Genomic DNA, 16,889 nt, shown 5'->3' with positions numbered 1-16,889 from the left:
CGCTCACCCGGCGACGCCCGCCCCGACCGGGCCGAGCACCCGGTCGAGGTGGGCGTTGCCGAGGACGCCGCCGGGGTCGAGCCGGGCCCGCAGCGCGGTGAACTCGGCGAACCGCGGGTAGCGGGCGGCCAGCGCGGCGGCGTCGAGGCCGTGCTGCTTGCCCCAGTGCGGCCGGCCACCGGCGGCGCCGGCGATCGCCTCGAACGCGTCGAAGAAGCCGCCGGGGTCGCTGCGCGCGGGGACGTGGACGGCGACGTAGGCGGTGTCGCGCCCGTACGCCGTCGACAGCGGGACGTCGTCGGCGGCGGCGACCCGCACCTCGACCGGGAACGGGACGCGCCACGGTCCGGCGTCGACCGCCCGGTGCAGCTCGGCGAGCACCGCGGGGGCGGCCTCCCGCGGGACCGCGTACTCCATCTCCCGGAACCGCACCCGCCGGCGGGAGACGAACACGCGGTGGCTCCGGTCGGTGTGGGTCCGCGTGCCCCACGCGCGCGCCGACAGCTCCGCCAGGGGCGGGACGAGCGCGGGCACGCGGCGGCCGGCCGCGACGACGGCGGCGAAGCCGGCGTTGGCCAGCACCTCCTCCTCCCACAGCGCCCGGGCCCGCGACAGCGGCGCCACCTCCGCCAGCGGCACCCGGGTGTTGCGCTTGAGCAGGCACCGGTCGGTGTGCGGGAACCAGTAGAACTCGACGTGGTCGGTGGAGGTGACGACCTCGTCGAAGGAGGCCAGCAGGTCCGGCAGCCGCGCCGGGCCCTCCTCGGCGCGCAGCGCGAAGGCGGGCACGGCCTGCACGGTCACGGCGGTCAGCACGCCGAGCGCGCCGAGCCCGACGCGGGCGGCGGAGAAGACGTCGGGGTGCTCGTCGGGGGAGCAGCGCAGCACGCCGCCGTCGGCGGTGACCAGCTCCAGCGCCCGCAGCTGGGTGGCCAGCCCGCCGAAGCGCGCCCCGGTGCCGTGCGTGCCGGTGGACACCGCGCCGGCGACGGTCTGCCGGTCGACGTCGCCGAGGTTGGTCAGCGCCCAGCCCCGCGCGGCGAGCTCGGCGTTCAGCCGGTGCAGCGGCATGCCGGCCTGCACGGTGACCAGGCCGGTGTCGTCGACGCCGAGCGGCGCGGCGTGCCGGTGGAGGGTGAGCGCGACGTCCTCCGGCCGGCCGATGCCGCTGAAGGAGTGGCCGCTGCCCAGCGCCGTCACCCGGCGGCCCGCGGCGGCCGCCGCCCGCACCTGCGCGGCGACCTCCTCCGTGCCAGCCGGGGCGAGGATGGTCAGCCCGCTCGCCCGCTGGTCGCCCGCCCAGTTGCGCCACGTGCCCGTGCGCGGGGTGCCGGTGCCCGTCACTCGTCCTCCCGGTGTCCGCGGCAGTCTGGCGGGCCCGGCGCCGCCCGTCGAGGGTCGCTGCTTGCCGCGGCCCCCACCGCCCGGGAGGCTCCCGGACCGTGACCGCCCGGGCCCGGCTCGACGCCGCCACCGCCGACCTCGACCCGCCGCTCGCCGTCGTCGACCTCGACGCGCTCGACGCCAACGCCGACGACCTGGTGCGCCGCGCGGGCGGGCGGCCGGTGCGGGTGGCGAGCAAGTCCGTCCGCTGCCGCGCGGTGCTGCGGCGGGTGCTGGCCCGGCCGGGCTTCGCCGGCGTGCTCGCGTACTCCCTGGCCGAGGCGCTGTGGCTGGCCGGGGGCGAGGACCCGGTCAGCGACGACGTCGTCGTCGGCTACCCCTCGGCCGACCGGTCGGCGCTGCGCCGGCTGGTGGCCGACCCGGTGCTCGCCGCCCGGGTGACGCTGGTGGTCGACTCCCCCGACCACCTCGACCTGGTCGACGCGGTGGCCGCTCCCGGCACCCGGCCGCCGGTGCGGGTCTGCCTCGACCTCGACGCCTCGCTGCGCGCCGGGGGCGGGCGGGTGCACCTCGGGGTGCGCCGGTCGCCGGTGCACGACCCGGCCGGCGCGGCGGCGCTGGCGCGGACGGTGCACGACCGGCCCGGGTTCACCCTGGCCGGGCTCATGGCCTACGAGGCGCAGGTGGCCGGGGTGCCCGACGCGCCGCCCGGCCGGCCGCTGCGGGCCCTGGCGGTGCGCGGCGTGCAGGCGCTGTCGATGCGCGAGCTGGCCGGGCGGCGGGCCGCCGCGGTCGCCGCCGTCTCCGCGGTGGCGCCGCTGGAGTTCGTGAACGGCGGCGGCACCGGCAGCCTCGAGCGCACCGCGGCCGACCCCGCGGTGACCGAGCTGGCCGCCGGGTCGGGGCTGTACCTGCCGACGCTGTTCGACGGATACCGCGCCGTCCGCGGGGAGCCGGCGCTGCTGTTCGCGCTGGCGGTCACCCGCCGCCCGGCGCCGGGGATCGTCACCGTGGCGGGGGGCGGCTGGATCGCCTCCGGCCCGCCCGGCCGCGACCGCTCCCCGCGCCCGGTGCACCCGGCGGGGCTGCGGCTGCTCGGCACCGAGGGCGCCGGGGAGGTGCAGACGCCGCTGCGCGGTCCCGGGGCCCGGGGGCTGGCGGTCGGCGACCGGGTGTGGTTCCGCCACGCCAAGGCCGGGGAGGTGTGCGAACACGTCGACGTCCTGCACACCCTCGCCGGCGACCGGCTCACCGGCGCCGTCCCGACCTACCGCGGCGAGGGCCGCACGTTCGGGTGACGTACTGGAACGGCCCTCCTGCAGGGGCCCGCCGCGAGCGGAGCGAGCGGTGGGGGGCAGGAGGGTCCTTCATCAGTCCGCGTCGTTGGCCAGCCAGGCGCGGGCCTCGGCGGCCTCCTCCGGGGTGAGCCCGCCCGAGCCCTCCGGGTGGTCGACCTGGGCGTCGATCCAGCGGCGGTGCGCCTCCCACGCCGACTGGCGGGTGGCGCCGAGCGCGCGGCCGATCTGCGCCCAGGACGCGCCGGTGGTGCGCGCCGTGCGCACGGTGAGCTGCCGGCCCTGTGCGGCGCGGCGGACGATCACCTCGCCGAGGGCCAGCAGCTCCAGCGCCTCGTCGCGGTCCAGCGGTCGCGGGCCGGTGGGGTCGTCGGGGTCGGCCAGCGAGTCGCGGGCGCGCAGCTCGTCGTAGCGGCGGACGGCGCCGGCGAGGGTGGTCCGGCGCTCGAGGTCGTCGACGTCCATGACCCAGCGTATGTCAGGACGACCTGACGGAGCCTCACCGCGCCCGGGCGACCCGGGCCTCGTCGAACACCGGCTCGGCCGACTCGTACACCCGCCCGTCGGCGCCGAAGACGAGGAACCGGTCGAACGAGCGGGCGAACCAGCGGTCGTGGGTGACGGCCAGAACCGTGCCGTCGAAGGCCGCGAGCGCCTCCTCCAGCGACTCGGCCGACAGCACGTCGAGGTTGTCGGTCGGCTCGTCGAGCAGCAGCAGCGTGGCGCCCGACAGCTCGAGCACGAGGATCTGGAACCGCGCCTGCTGCCCGCCCGACATCGTCCGGAACGGCTGGTCGGCGGAGTCGGTGAGCCCGTAGCGGCGCAGCACCGCCATCGCCCGGCCGCGGTCGACCCCCGGCCGTCCGGGCTCGCCGTGCCAGAGCAGGTCCACCGGCGTGCGGTCGAGCCACTCGGGGTGGGCGTGGGTCTGGGCGAAGAACCCGGGGACGACGCGGGCGCCGAGCCGCCAGGACCCGGTGTGCGCGACGTCCTGCCCGGCCAGCAGCCGCAGGAAGTGCGACTTGCCCGCCCCGTTCGCCCCCAGCACGCCGACCCGGTCGCCGTACCAGACCTCCAGGTCGAACGGCTGCATCAGCCCGGTCAGCTCCAGCTGCTCGGCCACGACCGCGCGCTGTCCGGTACGGCCGCCGCGCAGCCGCATGGCCACCTTCTGCTCCGGCGGGCGGTCCGGCGGCGGGCCGGCGGCCTCGAACTTCGCCAGCCGCGTCTGCATCGCCCGGTAGCGCGAGGCCATGTCCGGCGAGTTGGCGGCCTGCTGCTGCAGCGTGCGCACCAGGTCGACGAGCCGCTGGTGCTCCTCGTCCCACCGCAGCCGCAGCTCCGCCATCCGCTCGTGCCGCGCCGCGCGGGCCTCCGGGTAGCTCGCGAACCCGCCGCCGTGCACCCACGCCGTCCCGCCCTCGACGGTGACCACCCGGTCGGCGACCCGGGAGAGCAGCTCGCGGTCGTGGCTGACGAACAGCACCGTCTTGCGGGTCTCGAGCAGCCGCTCCTCCAGCCAGCGCTTGCCCGGGACGTCGAGGTAGTTGTCCGGCTCGTCGAGCAGCAGCACCTCCTCGGGCCCGCGCAGCAGCGCCTCCAGCGCCAGGCGCTTCTGCTCACCGCCCGACAGCGTCGACAGCTCGCGGTACTTGCACCGGTCGTAGGGCACGCCCAGGGCCGCGACGGTCACGGTGTCCCAGGTGACCTCGGCGTCGTACCCGCCGGCGTCGCCCCACTGCGCGAGCGCGTCGGCGTAGGCCAGCTGCGCGGGCTCGTCGTCGGTCTCCATGAGGACGAGCTCGGCGGCCTCGACGGCGTCCCACGCGGCGCGCACCGCCGGCGCGGACAGCCCGACGAGGAAGCGCTGCACGGTGGTGTCGTCGCGCACCGAGCCGACGAACTGCCGCATGACGCCGAGACCGCCGCTGCGGGCGACGGCGCCCGCCTCGGGGACGAGGTCCCCCGCGATGATCCGCAGCAGCGTCGTCTTCCCGGCGCCGTTCTCCCCGACCAGCGCCGCGCGGGCGCCCTCGCCGACGCGGAAGGAGACGTCGTCCAGCAGCACCCGGCCGTCCGGCAGCGTGTGCCGGACCCCGCTCACGTCGACGTAGCCCACCGGCTCATCGTCGGCGACGGGGCAAGCGGATTCAGCCGACCGACTCCAGGCGGGTGCGCGCCAGCCGCTCGACCATCTCCGGCAGCGCGGTGACCGGGACGCCGCTGAGGTCGCGGCGGCAGGAGGCGACCACCGTGCCGATCACCTGGGGCCGCAGCCGCGGCCGGAACTCCTCCACGAGACGGGCCACCGCCTCGTCGACGGAGGTGTCGGTGACGGGGGCGACGTACTCGGAGGTCGCGGTCATGCGCAGGCGGGCCTCTCGTGTGGCCGGTCCGGGGTCGGCGTCCAGCGTGGCGGGGCACCGCCCGCCGGACCAGGGACCAAGGGCCCACGGGGGGCGGCGGCCGGTCAGGTCGCGAAGAAGGCGTTGCCGCCGGAGGAGGTGACCGCCGCGGCGTCGCGGAGCAGTGCGGCGAGCTCACCGGTGTCGACGCGGTCGAGGGAGGAGAAGCGGATGCAGCTCTTCCCGCAGGACACCGTGCCGAGGCGCGCGGCACGGGCCTCGGGCAGGTACTCCCCGTCGACGACGGCGCAGACGTACAGCGACAGGTGCCGCTTCTGCGCGGCGAGGGCGACCAGCGGCCACCGCGTCGTCTCCTTCGCCGACCGCGGCCGGTAGGGCATCAGCCCGTAGCCCAGCACGTGCCCGGAGCCGGCGGGGACGAGCTGCCGGTCGAGGCCGGGCGCGGCCTCCCGCACCAGCGCGTCGACGCGGCGCAGCTCGTCGGCGCGCGGGCCGGCGGCGGCGAACCACTCCTCCACCGGGTCGGTCACGACGGCCTCCTCACTGCAGCACCAGGGACAGCACCGTCGCGCCGGCGGCCAGCACCAGCGCGAGGACGACGATCGCGGCCACGAGTCGCCGTCGCCGCTCGGCCCCGGGGCCGCCGGCCCCGCCCATGCCCATCACGCCCGCGACGCTAGCCGCCGGGACCGACGGGACGGGCGGGTCGCCGTCCCCAGAGCAGCGTGTCGACGGCGGTCCCGGCCGGGGTCCCGCGGGGCACCGGCCCGAGCCGGTCGACGTCGAGCAGGGCGGCCACCGGCGCCAGGCGGGCGGCGCTGTGCAGGATCGCGGGGTCCTGCGGGCCGCCGGTCCCGTGCGCGAGGTTGTCCACGTCGTGGCCGAGCAGCAGGAACCGCCCGCCGGGGCGCAGCCAGCCGACGGCGCGCCGCAGCAGGCCGGTCATCGCGGGGTCGGGCAGGTGCAGGTAGGCGACCAGCACGAGGTCCAGCGAGTCCGGGGAGGTGGACCAGCCGGTGACGTCGGCGGTGACCCAGGTGACGCGGCCGGCGTCCGGCTGCGCCCGCCCCCGGGCCAGGCCGGTGGCGGAGAAGTCCACCGCGGTCACCCGCCAGCCGAGCCGCATCAGCCACAGCGCGTGCCGCCCCTCCCCCGCGGCCAGGTCGACCGCCGCACCCGGCGGCAGGCCGCCCACCAGCTCGGCCACCAGGGCGTTGGGCTCCCCCGACCACTGCTGCCGCTCGGCGTAGCGCGCGTCCCAGTCCTCCGCCTGCACGGGCGGCAGTGTGGCAGCGCCCCGGCCCGGCGTGCGGGCGGTGCGCAGCCGGGCCACGCTGGTCGGGGTGAGCACGGTCCGGCTGGCGCCGTTCGAGCCGGAGCACCTCCCCGGGCTGCTGCCGTGGTTCGACGACCCGGAGACGCAGCGCCGGCTGGGCGGGCGCGACTGGCCCGCGCGGGAGTTCGCGCTGCGCAGCACGGTGTGGACCGACGAGTTCCGCGGCCGGCGGGTGCTGCGCTCGTGCACCTTCGTCGCCCTCGACGACGACGGCGTGGTGGTCGCCCAGGTCGGCGGCGACGTCTACGACCGCTGGACGGTGTGGGACCCGGCGACCGAGCGGGTGCTCGCGACCGACCCCCGCCGGACGATGGGCGCGGCCTACGTCGTCGCGCCGTCCCGCCGCGGCCGCGGGATCGGCGCGGCGACGCTGCGGGCCCTGGTCGCCGCGCCGGAGACCGCCGACGTCGAGCAGTTCGTCCTCGGCATCGAGCCGGACAACACCGCGAGCCTGCGCGCGGCGGCCACCGCGGGGTTCACCGCGCTGACCACCGAGCCCGACGCGGAGGACGTGGTCTACCGGCACCTGGTGCGCTGAGGCCCGCTGCCGTCGGCGGGCCGTGGCAGGGTCGCGCCATGACGACGCCGCAGGTCCCGCCGCAGGAGGTCGCGCTGCTGCGGCTGGTGGCCCAGCGGGTCGCCGGGCCGCCGTTCCCCGACGCCGCGGCCGCCGTCCGGGGACTGCTGGCCGTGCAGGGCCAGGACTGGCCCGGGGCGCTGACGTCGGTGGCGCTGCGCACCGCCGACCGGTCGCGGGCCGGTGTCGAGGCGGCGCTGGCCGACGGGAGCGTCGTCCGCTCGTGGCCGATGCGCGGCACGCTGCACCTGACCCCCGCCGAGGACCTGCCCTGGATGCTCGACCTGCTCGGCGCCCGCGCGCTGGCCGGCGCGGCCAAGCGGCGCGCGGTCGTCGGCCTGACCGAGGCCGACCTCGAGCGGTCGCGGGAGACGGCGGTGGCCGCGCTCTCCGGCGGCCGGCGGCTGGGCCGCCGGGACCTGCTGGCCGCGCTGGCCGACGGCGGCTGCGACGTCGCCGGCCAGAAGGGCTACCACACGCTCTGGTACCTCGCGCAGACCGGGACGCTCGTCCTCGGCCCGCCCGAGGGCACCGACCAGGCCTTCGTGCTGCTCGACGAGTGGATCCGCCGGCCCCGGCGACTCGCCGGCGAGGAGGCGCTGGCCGAGCTGGCGCTGCGCTTCTTCACCGGGCACGGGCCGGCCGGCGTCGCCGACCTGGTCCGCTGGGCCGGGACGACGGTGCGCGACGCCCGGGCCGGGCTCGCCCTGGTGCGCGACCGGCTGGCGGCGGTCGACGTCGGCGGCACCGAGATGCTCATGGACCCGGACACGCCCGACCGGCTGGCCGGCTGCCGCGCCGAGGCCGCGGGGCTGCACCTGCTGCCGGGCTTCGACGAGATCGTCCTCGGCTACGCCGACCGCACCTGCACCGTGCCGGCCGAGCACGCCGACCGGATCGTGCCCGGCGGCAACGGCGTCTTCCGCCCGACCGTCGTCACCGGCGGGTGCGCGGTGGGCACGTGGCGGTGGACCGGGACCGGCGCGCGGCGGACGGTGACCGTCGAGCCGTTCACCGCGCTGCCCGACGGCGTCGCCGAGCGGGTGCCCGCGCTGGCCGCCGCGCTGCCCTGAGCGCCCGCACTGCCCGCGTTCCTCGTGCACCGCGGGCGCTGCAGGACCGGCCGTGCACGAGGAACACCGGCACAGCGCACCCGGGCGCGGTCGCGGGTGACCGGCCGCCGCAGCAGGGTGTGCGCATGGAGTACACGCGGTTGGGCGCCACCGGGCTCGAGGTGTCGCGGATCTGCCTGGGGATGATGAGCTTCGGCGAGCCGGGGCGCGGGATGACGCCGTGGAGCCTGCCCGAGGACGAGGCGATGCCGCTGATCCGGAAGGCGCTCGAGGCCGGCGTGACCTTCCTCGACACCGCCAACGTCTACTCGGCCGGCTCCAGCGAGGAGATCACCGGGCGGGCGATCCGCGAGTTCACCACCCGCGACGACGTCGTCCTGGCCACCAAGGTGCACGGCCGGATGCGCCCGGGCCCCAACGGCGGCGGGCTGTCGCGGGTGGCCGTCCTGCGGGAGCTCGAGGCGAGCCTGCGGCGGCTGCAGGTCGACCACGTCGACCTCTACCAGATCCACCGCTGGGACCCGGCCACGCCGATCGAGGAGACCCTCGAGGCGCTGGACTCGGCCGTCCGCTCCGGCAAGGTGCGCTACCTGGGCGCGAGCAGCATGTGGGCCTGGCAGTTCAGCAAGGCGCTGTACACCGCCGGCGAGCACGGCTGGCACCGCTTCGTGTCGATGCAGGACCACTACAACCTGCTCAACCGCGAGGAGGAGCGGGAGATGCTGCCGCTGTGCGCCGACCAGGGCATCGGCGTGGTGCCGTGGAGCCCGCTGGCCCGCGGCCGGCTCACCCGCGACTGGGACGAGACGACGCACCGCTCGGAGAACGACGCGTTCGGCAGCCGCCTCTACGACGAGCGCAGCGACCGCGCGGTCGTCGAGGCGGTGGCCGACGTGGCCGGCGAACGCGGCGTCCCCCGCGCGCAGGTGGCGCTCGCCTGGCTGCTGGCCAAGCCGGTGGTCACCGCACCCATCGTCGGCGTCACGAGGGCGGCGCACCTCGACGACGCCGTCGCCGCCGTCGACCTGCACCTCACCGACGACGAGGTCAGCCGGCTCGAGGCGCCCTACCGCCCGCACGCCGTCGCCGGCTTCTGAGCCGCCGGTACTCCCGCAGCACCAGGACGACGATCGCGAGGTCGAGCACGGCCGCGACCCCCAGCGTCCACGAGCCGTGGTCCAGCGCGCGGTGGGCCTCGTAGGCGCAGAACACCCCGAGGACACCGACGGCGACGGGGTACGCGGGCAGCACCTCCCGCAGCAGGGCGACGACGAGGCCGAGCTTCACCAGGCCGTGCAGCGTCAGGTACACGACGGCGAAGGTCCGGTCGCGCCCGGCCAGGTCGGCCTCCCCGGCGGCGAAGCGCTCGGCCAGGCCGCCGGCCGGGCTGCCGAGGAGGTGGTGGGTGACGACCGCGCGGGTCAGCTCGCCGAGCCCGCGCGGACCCACCGCCAGCAGCGCCACCCCGGCGAGCAGTTCCACCGCGCCGTCGAGTCCCTTGACGTACAGCGCGGCCCGCAGCAGCCGGTCGGTGGTCGTGCCGGGCATGCTCCCGGTCCCGGGCGGGCCGCGTCCAGCGCCGTCAGAGCCGGTCGGCCAGCTCCTCGAGGTCGTCGAGCACCAGGCCGGCGCCGAGCGGGCCGAGGCCGAGGAACCAGCGGTCGTCGTCGACGGCGACCGAGCGCCCCTGCGCCACCGCGGGGATCGACTGCCACAGCGGCCCGCCGGTGACCTGCCCGGCCGCCGTCGCGCCCTCCTGCCCGTAGGCGCCGTAGAAGAGCAGGTCGCCGTCGGCCTGCGTCACCTGCTCGGGCGAGACCTCGACGAAGGTCTCGGCGGTGCGCTGCACCGGCGGCCGGGCGAAGCCGACGTCGGCCAGCACCGACCCGATGAAGGACCCCTCGCCGTAGAGGCGCACCAGCGTGCCGTCGAGGAAGCGGGCGACGCTGACCTCGGTGGCCGCCGGGTCGCCGTAGCGCGCGCCGACCTCCTCGGCCCGGGCGGTGTAGGCGTCCAGCAGCTCCTGGGCCTCCCGGGCGCGGCCCAGCGCCTCCCCGGCCAGCAGCAGGTTCTCCTGCCAGCTCTCGCCGATCGCCTCGGCGAAGACCGTGGGCGCGATCCCCGCGAGCTGCTCGTAGACGTCGGCGTGCCGCACCGCGTTGGACAGGATCAGGTCGGGCTCGAGCGCCGCGATCGCCTCCAGGTCCGGCTCGGCGATGGTGCCGACGGCGGCGATGTCGGCGGGGTCGGCGCCGGCGGCGGTCACGAACCCGGGCAGCTCGTCGCTGACGTCGGTGCGGACCGCCCCGACCGGCGTCACGCCGAGCGCCAGGGCGGCGTCGAGCTCACCGGTGTCCAGGACGACGACCCGCTCCGGCTCGCCGGCGATCTCGGTCTCCCCCATCGCGTGCTCGACCGTGCGCGTCTCCTCGGCGGGCGCCGCCCCAGCCTCCGCCTCGGCCTCCGTCGACCCGCAGCCGCTGAGCAGAGCCAGCGCCAGCACCGCACCGGCTCCCCGGCCACGGCCGGTCCGTCCCCAGAGCACCACTGCCCTCCTCCCGGCACCGGACCACCCGGCACCACGGAGAACTTAGGACAGCCTCACCAAAGGGGCCGACGTCACCCCTTCCGCTCGACCAGGAAGACGGGGATCACGCGGTCGGTCCGCTCCTGGTACTCGGCGTAGGACGGGTACGCGGCGACCGCGCGCTCCCACCAGACGGCCCGCTCCTCGCCGCCGATCTCGCGCGCGACGCCGTCCCACGGCTCCGGGCCGTCCTGCACGGTCACCTGGTCGGGGTGGGCGCGCAGGTTGGCCACCCAGGCCGGGTCCCGCGGCGCCCCGCCCTGCGAGCCGACCATCGCGTACACGCCGTCGTGCTCCACGCGCATGAGCGGCTGCTTGCGCACCTTGCCCGTCCGCGCGCCCCGGGTCGTGAAGATCGCGACCGGCAGCCCGGTGTCGCGCAGCGTGTTGGCCTCCCGGCCCCCGGTGGCCTCGTAGCGCTCCACCTGCTCGCGGACCCAGCCCTGCGTGCTCGGCTCGTACTCCCCCTCGAGTGGCATGTCGCGACCGTAGGACCGATGACTCCGCGCCGCCCGGCCGGTCACCCCTGGTCAGACCCCGAGCGACAGGAGGCCGGCGTGGGACGGCTCGTGATCACCCAGAACAGCACCCTCGACGGCGTCGTGGAGGCCACCGGCGGCTGGTTCGCCCCGCAGGACGACGACGCCGACACCACCGACCAGCTCGACGCCGTCCGCGAGCACATGACCGGCCAGTCGGTCTTCCTCGTCGGCCGGCGCACCTTCGAGGAGATGCGCGGCTACTGGCGGCAGCGGCCCGGCGACACCACCGGCATCTCCGCGCACCTCGACGCGGTGGACAAGGCCGTCGTCTCCCGCACGCTCACCGAGCCGGACTGGGCCGGCACCACCGTGCTGGCCGGCGACCCGGTCGAGGAGGTGGCCCGGCTGGTGGCCGGCCGCGACGGCGAGGTGGGCGTCACCGGCAGCATCACCCTCTGCCACGCGCTCGTCGCCGCGGGCCTGGTCGACGAGTACCGGCTGTTCGTCTTCCCGCGGGTCCTCGGCCGCGGCCGGCGGCTGTTCCCCGAGGGCACCGACGTCCGGCTCACCGCCACCGGCAGCGGCCGCACCTTCCGCTCCGGCGTCACGCTGCTGACCTACCGGCGGGCGTGAGGGCGGCTCAGCCGGCGTCGACGGTGTGCGGGACGAAGAAGCTGAGGTCGTCGGTGACCAGCCCGTCGCTCTCCCGGATGCCCAGGCCCGCCGGCTCGCCGTCGACCACCCACGCGCCGAGCACCGGGTGGTGCGGGCCGTCGACGCCGGCGAAGTCGGGCAGCGGCGCGAACCCCTGCACCACGAAGCCCTCGGTGCCGTAGCGGCCGGGCATCGCCGTCACCACCTGCCCGTCGCGGACGATCTGCACGTTGGCGCCCTCGCGGCCCCACAGCGGCTTGCGCACGTAGTCGCGCCAGCTCGAGGGCATCTCGTCGGCGAAGTAGGCCGGCAGCAGCAGCTCGGACAGCACCGGGTCGCCGCCGAAGATCCGCCACAGCACCGGCAGCAGCGCCTTGGTGCTCCACAGCATCTTGTAGACCGGCTCGACCCAGGTGGTGCCGCCGGGCCGGGCCGCGTCGGCGAGGACGGCGGCGCCGAACTCGTCGTCGACCAGCCACTCCCAGGGGTAGAGCTTGAAGACGACGTCGACGTGGCGCCCGGCCGGGTCGTAGAAGCGGCCGTCGCCGGAGTCGAGCGCGAGGTCCTCGACGACGACCTCCACCGCCTCGTAGCCCGCCTGCACGACGGTGTCCATGAGGTACGCGACGGTCATCCGGTCCTCGCCGGAGGTGTCGGCGCTGCTCCACGCCAGGTGCACCCGCGGGCGCACCCCGGTCCGCCGCTCCCAGCGGGTCAGGTTGCGCTGCCAGGCCGCGACCAGCTTCTCGTGCAGCGCGTTCCACTGGTCGCGGCCCTGCCCGGTGAACAGGTGCCAGTTCCACTGCGTGACCGCCGCCTCGACCAGCGCGGTCGGGGTGTCGGCGTTGAACTCCAGCAGCTTGGGCGGGCCCGAGCCGTCGTAGCGCAGGTCGAAGCGGCCGTAGACGCTGGGCGGCTCGGCCTCCCAGGTGCTGCGGATGCCGGAGCGGGCGATCAGCGGGATGCCCATCCGGTCGAACAGGTCGTGCTCGATGACGTGGTCGCCGGCGGCGACGCACATCTCGAACAGCTGGGCCACCCAGCCCTCGAGCCGGGCGACCTCCTCGGAGGTGAAGTCGTAGTACGGGCCCTCGCGCCAGTAGCTGCGCGCCTCACCGCCGGGGGTGGCGGTGCGGTTGTAGACCAGGCCCTGGGCCTCGACCTCGGCCTCCCACCCCGGCCGGACGACGCCGCCCTCGACGCGCCGCACGCCTCAGGAGCCCGAGCTGCCGGTGCCGCCGGTGCCCGAGCCGATGCCCCCGGCGACCCGGGTGCCGGCGACCACCGCGCCGGCGGCGGGCAGGCCGTAGCGCTGGCGGGCGACGGTGTCGCGCGGGTCGACCCGGGTGCCGCCGCGGGGCAGCACGGTGCCGACCGGCAGGCCGGGGCGGAAGGCGCCGAGGTAGAGGAAGAACAGCCCGGGGCCGCGGTAGCCGTCGTCGCAGTAGTCGTCGTCGACGATCTCGCCGTCCTCGTCGGTGCAGTACGCGACCTGCTCCTCCTGGTCGTCGGTGCCGCAGCCGGCGAGGAACCCGGTGGCGGCGGTGGCGAGCACCGTCGTCGTCAACGCGCTGCGCACCCGGTTCGAGAACGCCATGGACCCCTCCCGCCTCGGTGGACGCCCCGACCCTAGGCCGTCCCGGCTCCCCCGACGGCCGCCGGGCGGCGCGGACGGTCCCGTACCGCTACGGTCCGGGCACCGACGCCGTCGTGCCCGGGGAGGCGTGATGACCGCCAAGGAACCCGCCGAGGTCGCCAGGGTCGCCGCGGCGACCGGGGCGAAGAAGGTGCACCGCAGCTGGGACCGGGTGCTGGTGAGCGCCTTCCTCGCCGGCGCCTACATCTCCTTCGGGGCGCTGGTCGCGATCACCGTCTCCTCGGGGCTGGACCCGGGCACCTGGGGCACGCTGCCCACGCTGTTCATGGGCGCGGCCTTCACCCTCGGGCTGGTGCTGGTGCTGATCGCCGGGTCCGACCTGGCCACCGGCAACATGATGCTGGTCCCGCTGGGCGCGATGAACGGCAAGGTCACCGTCGCCGACGTCGTCCGGAACCTGACGCTGGTGCTGCTCGGCAACCTGCTCGGCGCGCTGTTCGTCGCCTTCTTCCTCGCCGTCTCCACCGGGGTCATCGGCGACCCGGACAGCACCGGCAGCGCCGGGCTCACCTTCGCGCGGCTGGCCGAGATCGCCGACGGCAAGACCCACCACACCGCGTGGGAGACCTTCCTGCGCGGCGTCGGATGCAACTGGCTGGTCTGCCTGGCGGTGTGGATGTCGCTGGCCACCACCAGCGTCGCGGGCAAGATCCTGGCCGTCTTCTTCCCGGTCATGGCCTTCGTCGCGATGGGCTTCGACCACGTGGTGGCCAACATGTTCTTCCTGCCGGCGGCGGTGTTCGCCGGCGTCGAGGGGGCGAACTGGGGCGACACCCTGACCAACTGGCTGCTCGCCGGCGTGGGCAACCTCGTCGGCGCGGTGGTCTTCGTCGGGACCTCCTACTGGTACCTGTTCCTGCGCGACGCACCCGACGCCGCCCCGCGCACGGGCGCCGAGCCGGCCGAGCGCGCCTGAGCCGGGGCGCCGCTACGGTCGCCGCGTGAGCGACCCCCGCAGCCCGGAGCCCGACGAGGAGGCCGCGGTCCGGATCGCGGCCGGCTACGCGGTCGAGGGGCCCGCCCTCGAACTCGGCGCCGTGTCCGTCGGCGGCCGCCCGCACCCCGGCGCGCGGGTGCGGCTGCCGCTGTCGGTCCTCAACCGGCACGGCCTGATCGCCGGCGCCACCGGCACCGGCAAGACCCGCACGCTGCAGCTCCTGGCCGAGCAGCTCTCGGCCGCCGGCGTCCCGGTCGTGCTCGCCGACCTCAAGGGCGACCTCGCGGGGCTGGCCGAGCCGGGGCAGGCGAGCGAGCGGATCACCCGCCGGGCCGCCGAGACCGGGGACCCGTGGACGCCGACCGGCTTCCCCGTCGAGTACCTGGCCCTCGGCGGGCTCGGCACCGGCGTCCCGGTGCGGGCCACGGTCAGTGACTTCGGCCCGACGCTGCTGGCCAAGGTGCTCGGCCTCAACGCCACCCAGGAGAGCTCGCTCGGGCTGGTCTTCCACCACGCCGACGAGGCGGGCCTGCCGCTGCTCGACCTGGCCGACCTGCGCGCGCTGCTGACCTGGCTGACCCGGCCCGAGGGGAAGGCCGAGCTCGCGGGCCTGGGCGGGCTGTCGAAGGCGACCGCGGGCGTGGTGCTGCGCGAGCTGGTCGCGCTGGAGGACCTCGGCGGCGACGTCTTCTTCGGCGAGCCCGCCTTCGACCCCGCCGACCTGATCCGCACCGCCCCCGACGGCCGCGGCGTGATCAGCGCCGTCGAGCTGCCCGCCGTCGCCGACCGGCCCGCGCTGTTCTCCACGTTCCTCATGTGGCTGCTCGCCGAGCTGTTCGAGGAGCTGCCCGAGGTCGGTGACCTGGACAAGCCGAAGGTGGTGTTCTTCCTCGACGAGGCGCACCTGCTCTTCGCCGGGGCCGGCAAGGCGTTCCTGACCGCGGTCACCCAGACGGTGCGGCTCATCCGCTCCAAGGGCGTCGGCGTCTTCTTCGTCACCCAGCAGCCCACCGACCTGCCCTCCGACGTCCTCGGCCAGCTCGGCAACCGGGTCCAGCACGCGCTGCGCGCCTTCACCCCCGAGGACGCCGACGCGCTGCGCAAGACGGTGCGGACCTTCCCGGCGAGCGACGTCTACGACGACGTCGCCGCGCTGCTGACCTCGCTGGGCACCGGGGAGGCGGCGGTCACCGTGCTCTCGGAGCGGGGGGCGCCGACCCCGCTGGCCTGGACGGTGCTGCGCGCACCGCGGGCCTCCATGGGCACCGTGGCGCCGGACGCGATGGCCGCGGCGGTGGCCGCCTCGCCGCTGCAGCCCCGCTACGGCACCGCCGTCGACCGCGAGTCCGCGCGCGAGCTGCTGGCCGCGCGCCTCGCGCCGCCCGCTCCGCCGGCTGCTCCCGCGCCGCCGCGGGAGGCCCCGAGGGAGGAACCGGCGCGCCGGCACGAGGAGCCCGAGGAGGGCGGCGTGCTGGCCGACGTCATGGCCTCCCCGGTGTTCCGCAGCTTCGCCCGGTCGGCGGCCTCGGCGCTGGGCCGGGAGCTCACCCGCGGCCTGTTCGGCACCCGCCGCCGGCGCCGCTGAGCCGCTCCCCGGTCGCGGGGCCCGGGAGCCGGTGGCACCGTCGAGCGGCACACACGGACCGGGAGGGCGCGGGCGATGCGGTACAGGGAGGGCGGGCGGCTCGACACGTCGTCGGTCCAGGACCGGCGCGGCCGGGGCGGCGGGCTCGGCGGCGGACGGGGGCTCGCCGTCGGCGGCGGCGGGCTCGGGATCGTCGGCCTGCTCGTCGTCGTGCTCATCCAGGTCCTCGGCGGCGGGAGCGGCGCCGGGGCCGGGCTCGGCGCGCTCTCCGGCGGGCTGGCCGAGGGCGAGACGGCCGACAACGCCGCGCTCGAGCAGTCCTGCGACGACAGCGGCGACGCCAACGACTCGGTCGAGTGCGCCGTCGTCGCCGACATCGACTCCATCCAGGACTACTGGTCGCAGGCGCTGGGCGCGGAGTACGTGCCGACCGACACGGTGTTCTTCTCCGGCCAGGTGCAGACGCAGTGCGGCGGGGCCACCAGCGGCTCGGGCCCGTTCTACTGCCCCGCCGACCAGCTCGTGTACATCGACCTGACCTTCTTCGACACCCTCCGCACCCAGTTCGGCGCCGAGGGCGGGGCGTTCCCCAACGCCTACGTGCTCGCCCACGAGTACGGCCACCACGTGCAGAACCTGCTCGGCACCAACCGGCTGGTGACCCCCGGGGAGACCGGCCCCACCAGCGGCACCGTGCGCCTGGAGCTGCAGGCCGACTGCTACGCCGGGGTGTGGGCCAACCACGCCGAGACGGTGCCCGACGAGTCCGGCGCCCCGCTGATCGCCGACATCACCGAGGACGACATCCAGCGGGCGCTGGACACCGCCGCCCGCATCGGCGACGACTTCATCCAGCAGAACCTGGGCGGGGGCTCGGTGGACCAGGACACCTTCACCCACGGCTCCTCCGAGCAGCGGCAGCGGTGGCTCCTCACCGGCTACGAGACCGGCGACCCGGCGCAGTGCGACACCTTCGCCACCGACGACCTCGGCTGA

At 76.4% G+C, this 16,889-nt stretch carries 20 protein-coding genes; 8 read left to right on the top strand and 12 right to left on the bottom strand.

Translation table 11 applies throughout. The annotated features are described in order from the left end of the window. Window positions 1-3: 3 nt before the first annotated feature. On the bottom strand, window positions 4-1,344 hold the full coding sequence (locus ACI780_RS02465; RefSeq protein WP_457000623.1) for a D-arabinono-1,4-lactone oxidase: 1,341 nt from the start codon (window positions 1,342-1,344) through the stop codon (window positions 4-6). Between the two features lie 98 nt (window positions 1,345-1,442). Between ACI780_RS02465 and ACI780_RS02460 the strand changes: the two genes are divergently transcribed. Further along, window positions 1,443-2,642, top strand: a complete 1,200-nt coding sequence (locus tag ACI780_RS02460) for an amino acid deaminase/aldolase (protein WP_457000622.1) — start codon at window positions 1,443-1,445, stop codon at window positions 2,640-2,642. A 72-nt stretch (window positions 2,643-2,714) separates the two neighbouring features. On the opposite strand, the gene ACI780_RS02455 is transcribed toward ACI780_RS02460, so the two are convergent. The 6 genes from ACI780_RS02455 to ACI780_RS02430 form a co-directional block, all read right to left on the bottom strand. Continuing rightward, entirely contained in the window at window positions 2,715-3,104 is a 390-nt protein-coding gene (locus tag ACI780_RS02455; RefSeq protein WP_456870308.1) for a hypothetical protein, read from the bottom strand. A gap of 34 nt (window positions 3,105-3,138) precedes the next feature. Next, a complete protein-coding gene (locus tag ACI780_RS02450; RefSeq protein WP_457000621.1) occupies window positions 3,139-4,758 on the bottom strand; it encodes an ABC-F family ATP-binding cassette domain-containing protein in 1,620 nt (539 codons plus the stop codon). A gap of 31 nt (window positions 4,759-4,789) precedes the next feature. Further along, the gene (locus ACI780_RS02445) at window positions 4,790-5,005 is read right to left on the bottom strand and encodes a three-helix bundle dimerization domain-containing protein (RefSeq protein WP_456870306.1); all 216 of its coding nucleotides are present in this window, start codon (window positions 5,003-5,005) and stop codon (window positions 4,790-4,792) included. Window positions 5,006-5,109: 104 nt separating this feature from the next. Next, window positions 5,110-5,535: a DUF1801 domain-containing protein gene (locus tag ACI780_RS02440; RefSeq protein ID WP_456870305.1), complete on the bottom strand. Its 426-nt coding sequence runs from the start codon at window positions 5,533-5,535 to the stop codon at window positions 5,110-5,112. 10 nt (window positions 5,536-5,545) lie between these two features. Continuing rightward, window positions 5,546-5,671, bottom strand: a complete 126-nt coding sequence (locus tag ACI780_RS02435; protein ID WP_456870304.1) for a hypothetical protein — start codon at window positions 5,669-5,671, stop codon at window positions 5,546-5,548. A 10-nt stretch (window positions 5,672-5,681) separates the two neighbouring features. Beyond that, window positions 5,682-6,281, bottom strand: a complete 600-nt coding sequence (locus tag ACI780_RS02430) for a class I SAM-dependent methyltransferase (RefSeq protein ID WP_457000620.1) — start codon at window positions 6,279-6,281, stop codon at window positions 5,682-5,684. 10 nt (window positions 6,282-6,291) lie between these two features. Here ACI780_RS02430 and ACI780_RS02425 point away from each other — a divergent pair, with 10 nt between their 5' ends. The 3 genes from ACI780_RS02425 to ACI780_RS02415 all read left to right on the top strand — a co-directional run bounded on the left by ACI780_RS02425 (window position 6,292) and on the right by ACI780_RS02415 (window position 9,088). Continuing rightward, window positions 6,292-6,879 (top strand): GNAT family N-acetyltransferase, encoded by a 588-nt coding sequence (locus ACI780_RS02425; RefSeq protein WP_457000619.1) that lies wholly within the window; start codon window positions 6,292-6,294, stop codon window positions 6,877-6,879. A gap of 38 nt (window positions 6,880-6,917) precedes the next feature. Then, window positions 6,918-7,991, top strand: coding sequence for a winged helix DNA-binding domain-containing protein (locus ACI780_RS02420; protein WP_457000618.1), 1,074 nt, complete (start codon window positions 6,918-6,920; stop codon window positions 7,989-7,991). A gap of 125 nt (window positions 7,992-8,116) precedes the next feature. Continuing rightward, entirely contained in the window at window positions 8,117-9,088 is a 972-nt protein-coding gene (locus tag ACI780_RS02415; protein WP_457000617.1) for an aldo/keto reductase, read from the top strand. On the opposite strand, the gene ACI780_RS02410 is transcribed toward ACI780_RS02415, so the two are convergent. The 3 genes from ACI780_RS02410 to ACI780_RS02400 form a co-directional block, all read right to left on the bottom strand. Further along, window positions 9,039-9,539 (bottom strand): DUF2127 domain-containing protein, encoded by a 501-nt coding sequence (locus ACI780_RS02410; RefSeq protein ID WP_456870299.1) that lies wholly within the window; start codon window positions 9,537-9,539, stop codon window positions 9,039-9,041. The two genes, ACI780_RS02415 and ACI780_RS02410, sit on opposite strands and share 50 nt — an antisense overlap. A 34-nt stretch (window positions 9,540-9,573) precedes the next feature. Beyond that, a complete protein-coding gene (locus tag ACI780_RS02405; protein WP_456870298.1) occupies window positions 9,574-10,536 on the bottom strand; it encodes an ABC transporter substrate-binding protein in 963 nt (320 codons plus the stop codon). 74 nt (window positions 10,537-10,610) lie between these two features. Next, window positions 10,611-11,057, bottom strand: coding sequence for a nitroreductase family deazaflavin-dependent oxidoreductase (locus ACI780_RS02400; RefSeq protein ID WP_457000616.1), 447 nt, complete (start codon window positions 11,055-11,057; stop codon window positions 10,611-10,613). Between the two features lie 78 nt (window positions 11,058-11,135). Here ACI780_RS02400 and ACI780_RS02395 point away from each other — a divergent pair, with 78 nt between their 5' ends. Then, window positions 11,136-11,693 carry a dihydrofolate reductase family protein gene (locus ACI780_RS02395; protein WP_456870296.1) on the top strand — a complete coding sequence of 186 codons (558 nt, stop codon included), beginning with the start codon at window positions 11,136-11,138 and terminating at the stop codon, window positions 11,691-11,693. A 7-nt stretch (window positions 11,694-11,700) separates the two neighbouring features. Here the strand turns inward: ACI780_RS02395 and ACI780_RS02390 are convergent, their stop codons facing one another. Beyond that, a complete protein-coding gene (locus ACI780_RS02390) occupies window positions 11,701-12,924 on the bottom strand; it encodes a glutathionylspermidine synthase family protein (RefSeq protein WP_457000615.1) in 1,224 nt (407 codons plus the stop codon). Window positions 12,925-12,927: 3 nt separating this feature from the next. Then, on the bottom strand, window positions 12,928-13,311 hold the full coding sequence (locus ACI780_RS02385; protein WP_456870294.1) for a hypothetical protein: 384 nt from the start codon (window positions 13,309-13,311) through the stop codon (window positions 12,928-12,930). A gap of 130 nt (window positions 13,312-13,441) precedes the next feature. On the opposite strand from ACI780_RS02385, the gene ACI780_RS02380 reads away from it, so the two are divergent. The 3 genes from ACI780_RS02380 (at window position 13,442) to ypfJ (ending at window position 16,889) form a co-directional block, all read left to right on the top strand. Continuing rightward, entirely contained in the window at window positions 13,442-14,287 is an 846-nt protein-coding gene (locus ACI780_RS02380) for a formate/nitrite transporter family protein (RefSeq protein ID WP_456870293.1), read from the top strand. Window positions 14,288-14,312: 25 nt separating this feature from the next. Further along, a complete protein-coding gene (locus ACI780_RS02375; RefSeq protein ID WP_457000614.1) occupies window positions 14,313-15,893 on the top strand; it encodes a helicase HerA-like domain-containing protein in 1,581 nt (526 codons plus the stop codon). Between the two features lie 75 nt (window positions 15,894-15,968). After that, window positions 15,969-16,889, top strand: a complete 921-nt coding sequence (ypfJ, locus tag ACI780_RS02370) for a KPN_02809 family neutral zinc metallopeptidase (RefSeq protein WP_457000613.1) — start codon at window positions 15,969-15,971, stop codon at window positions 16,887-16,889.

The organism is Geodermatophilus sp. SYSU D00814 (assembly GCF_054050055.1).
This window is presented reverse-complemented; position numbering and strand designations above follow the sequence as displayed.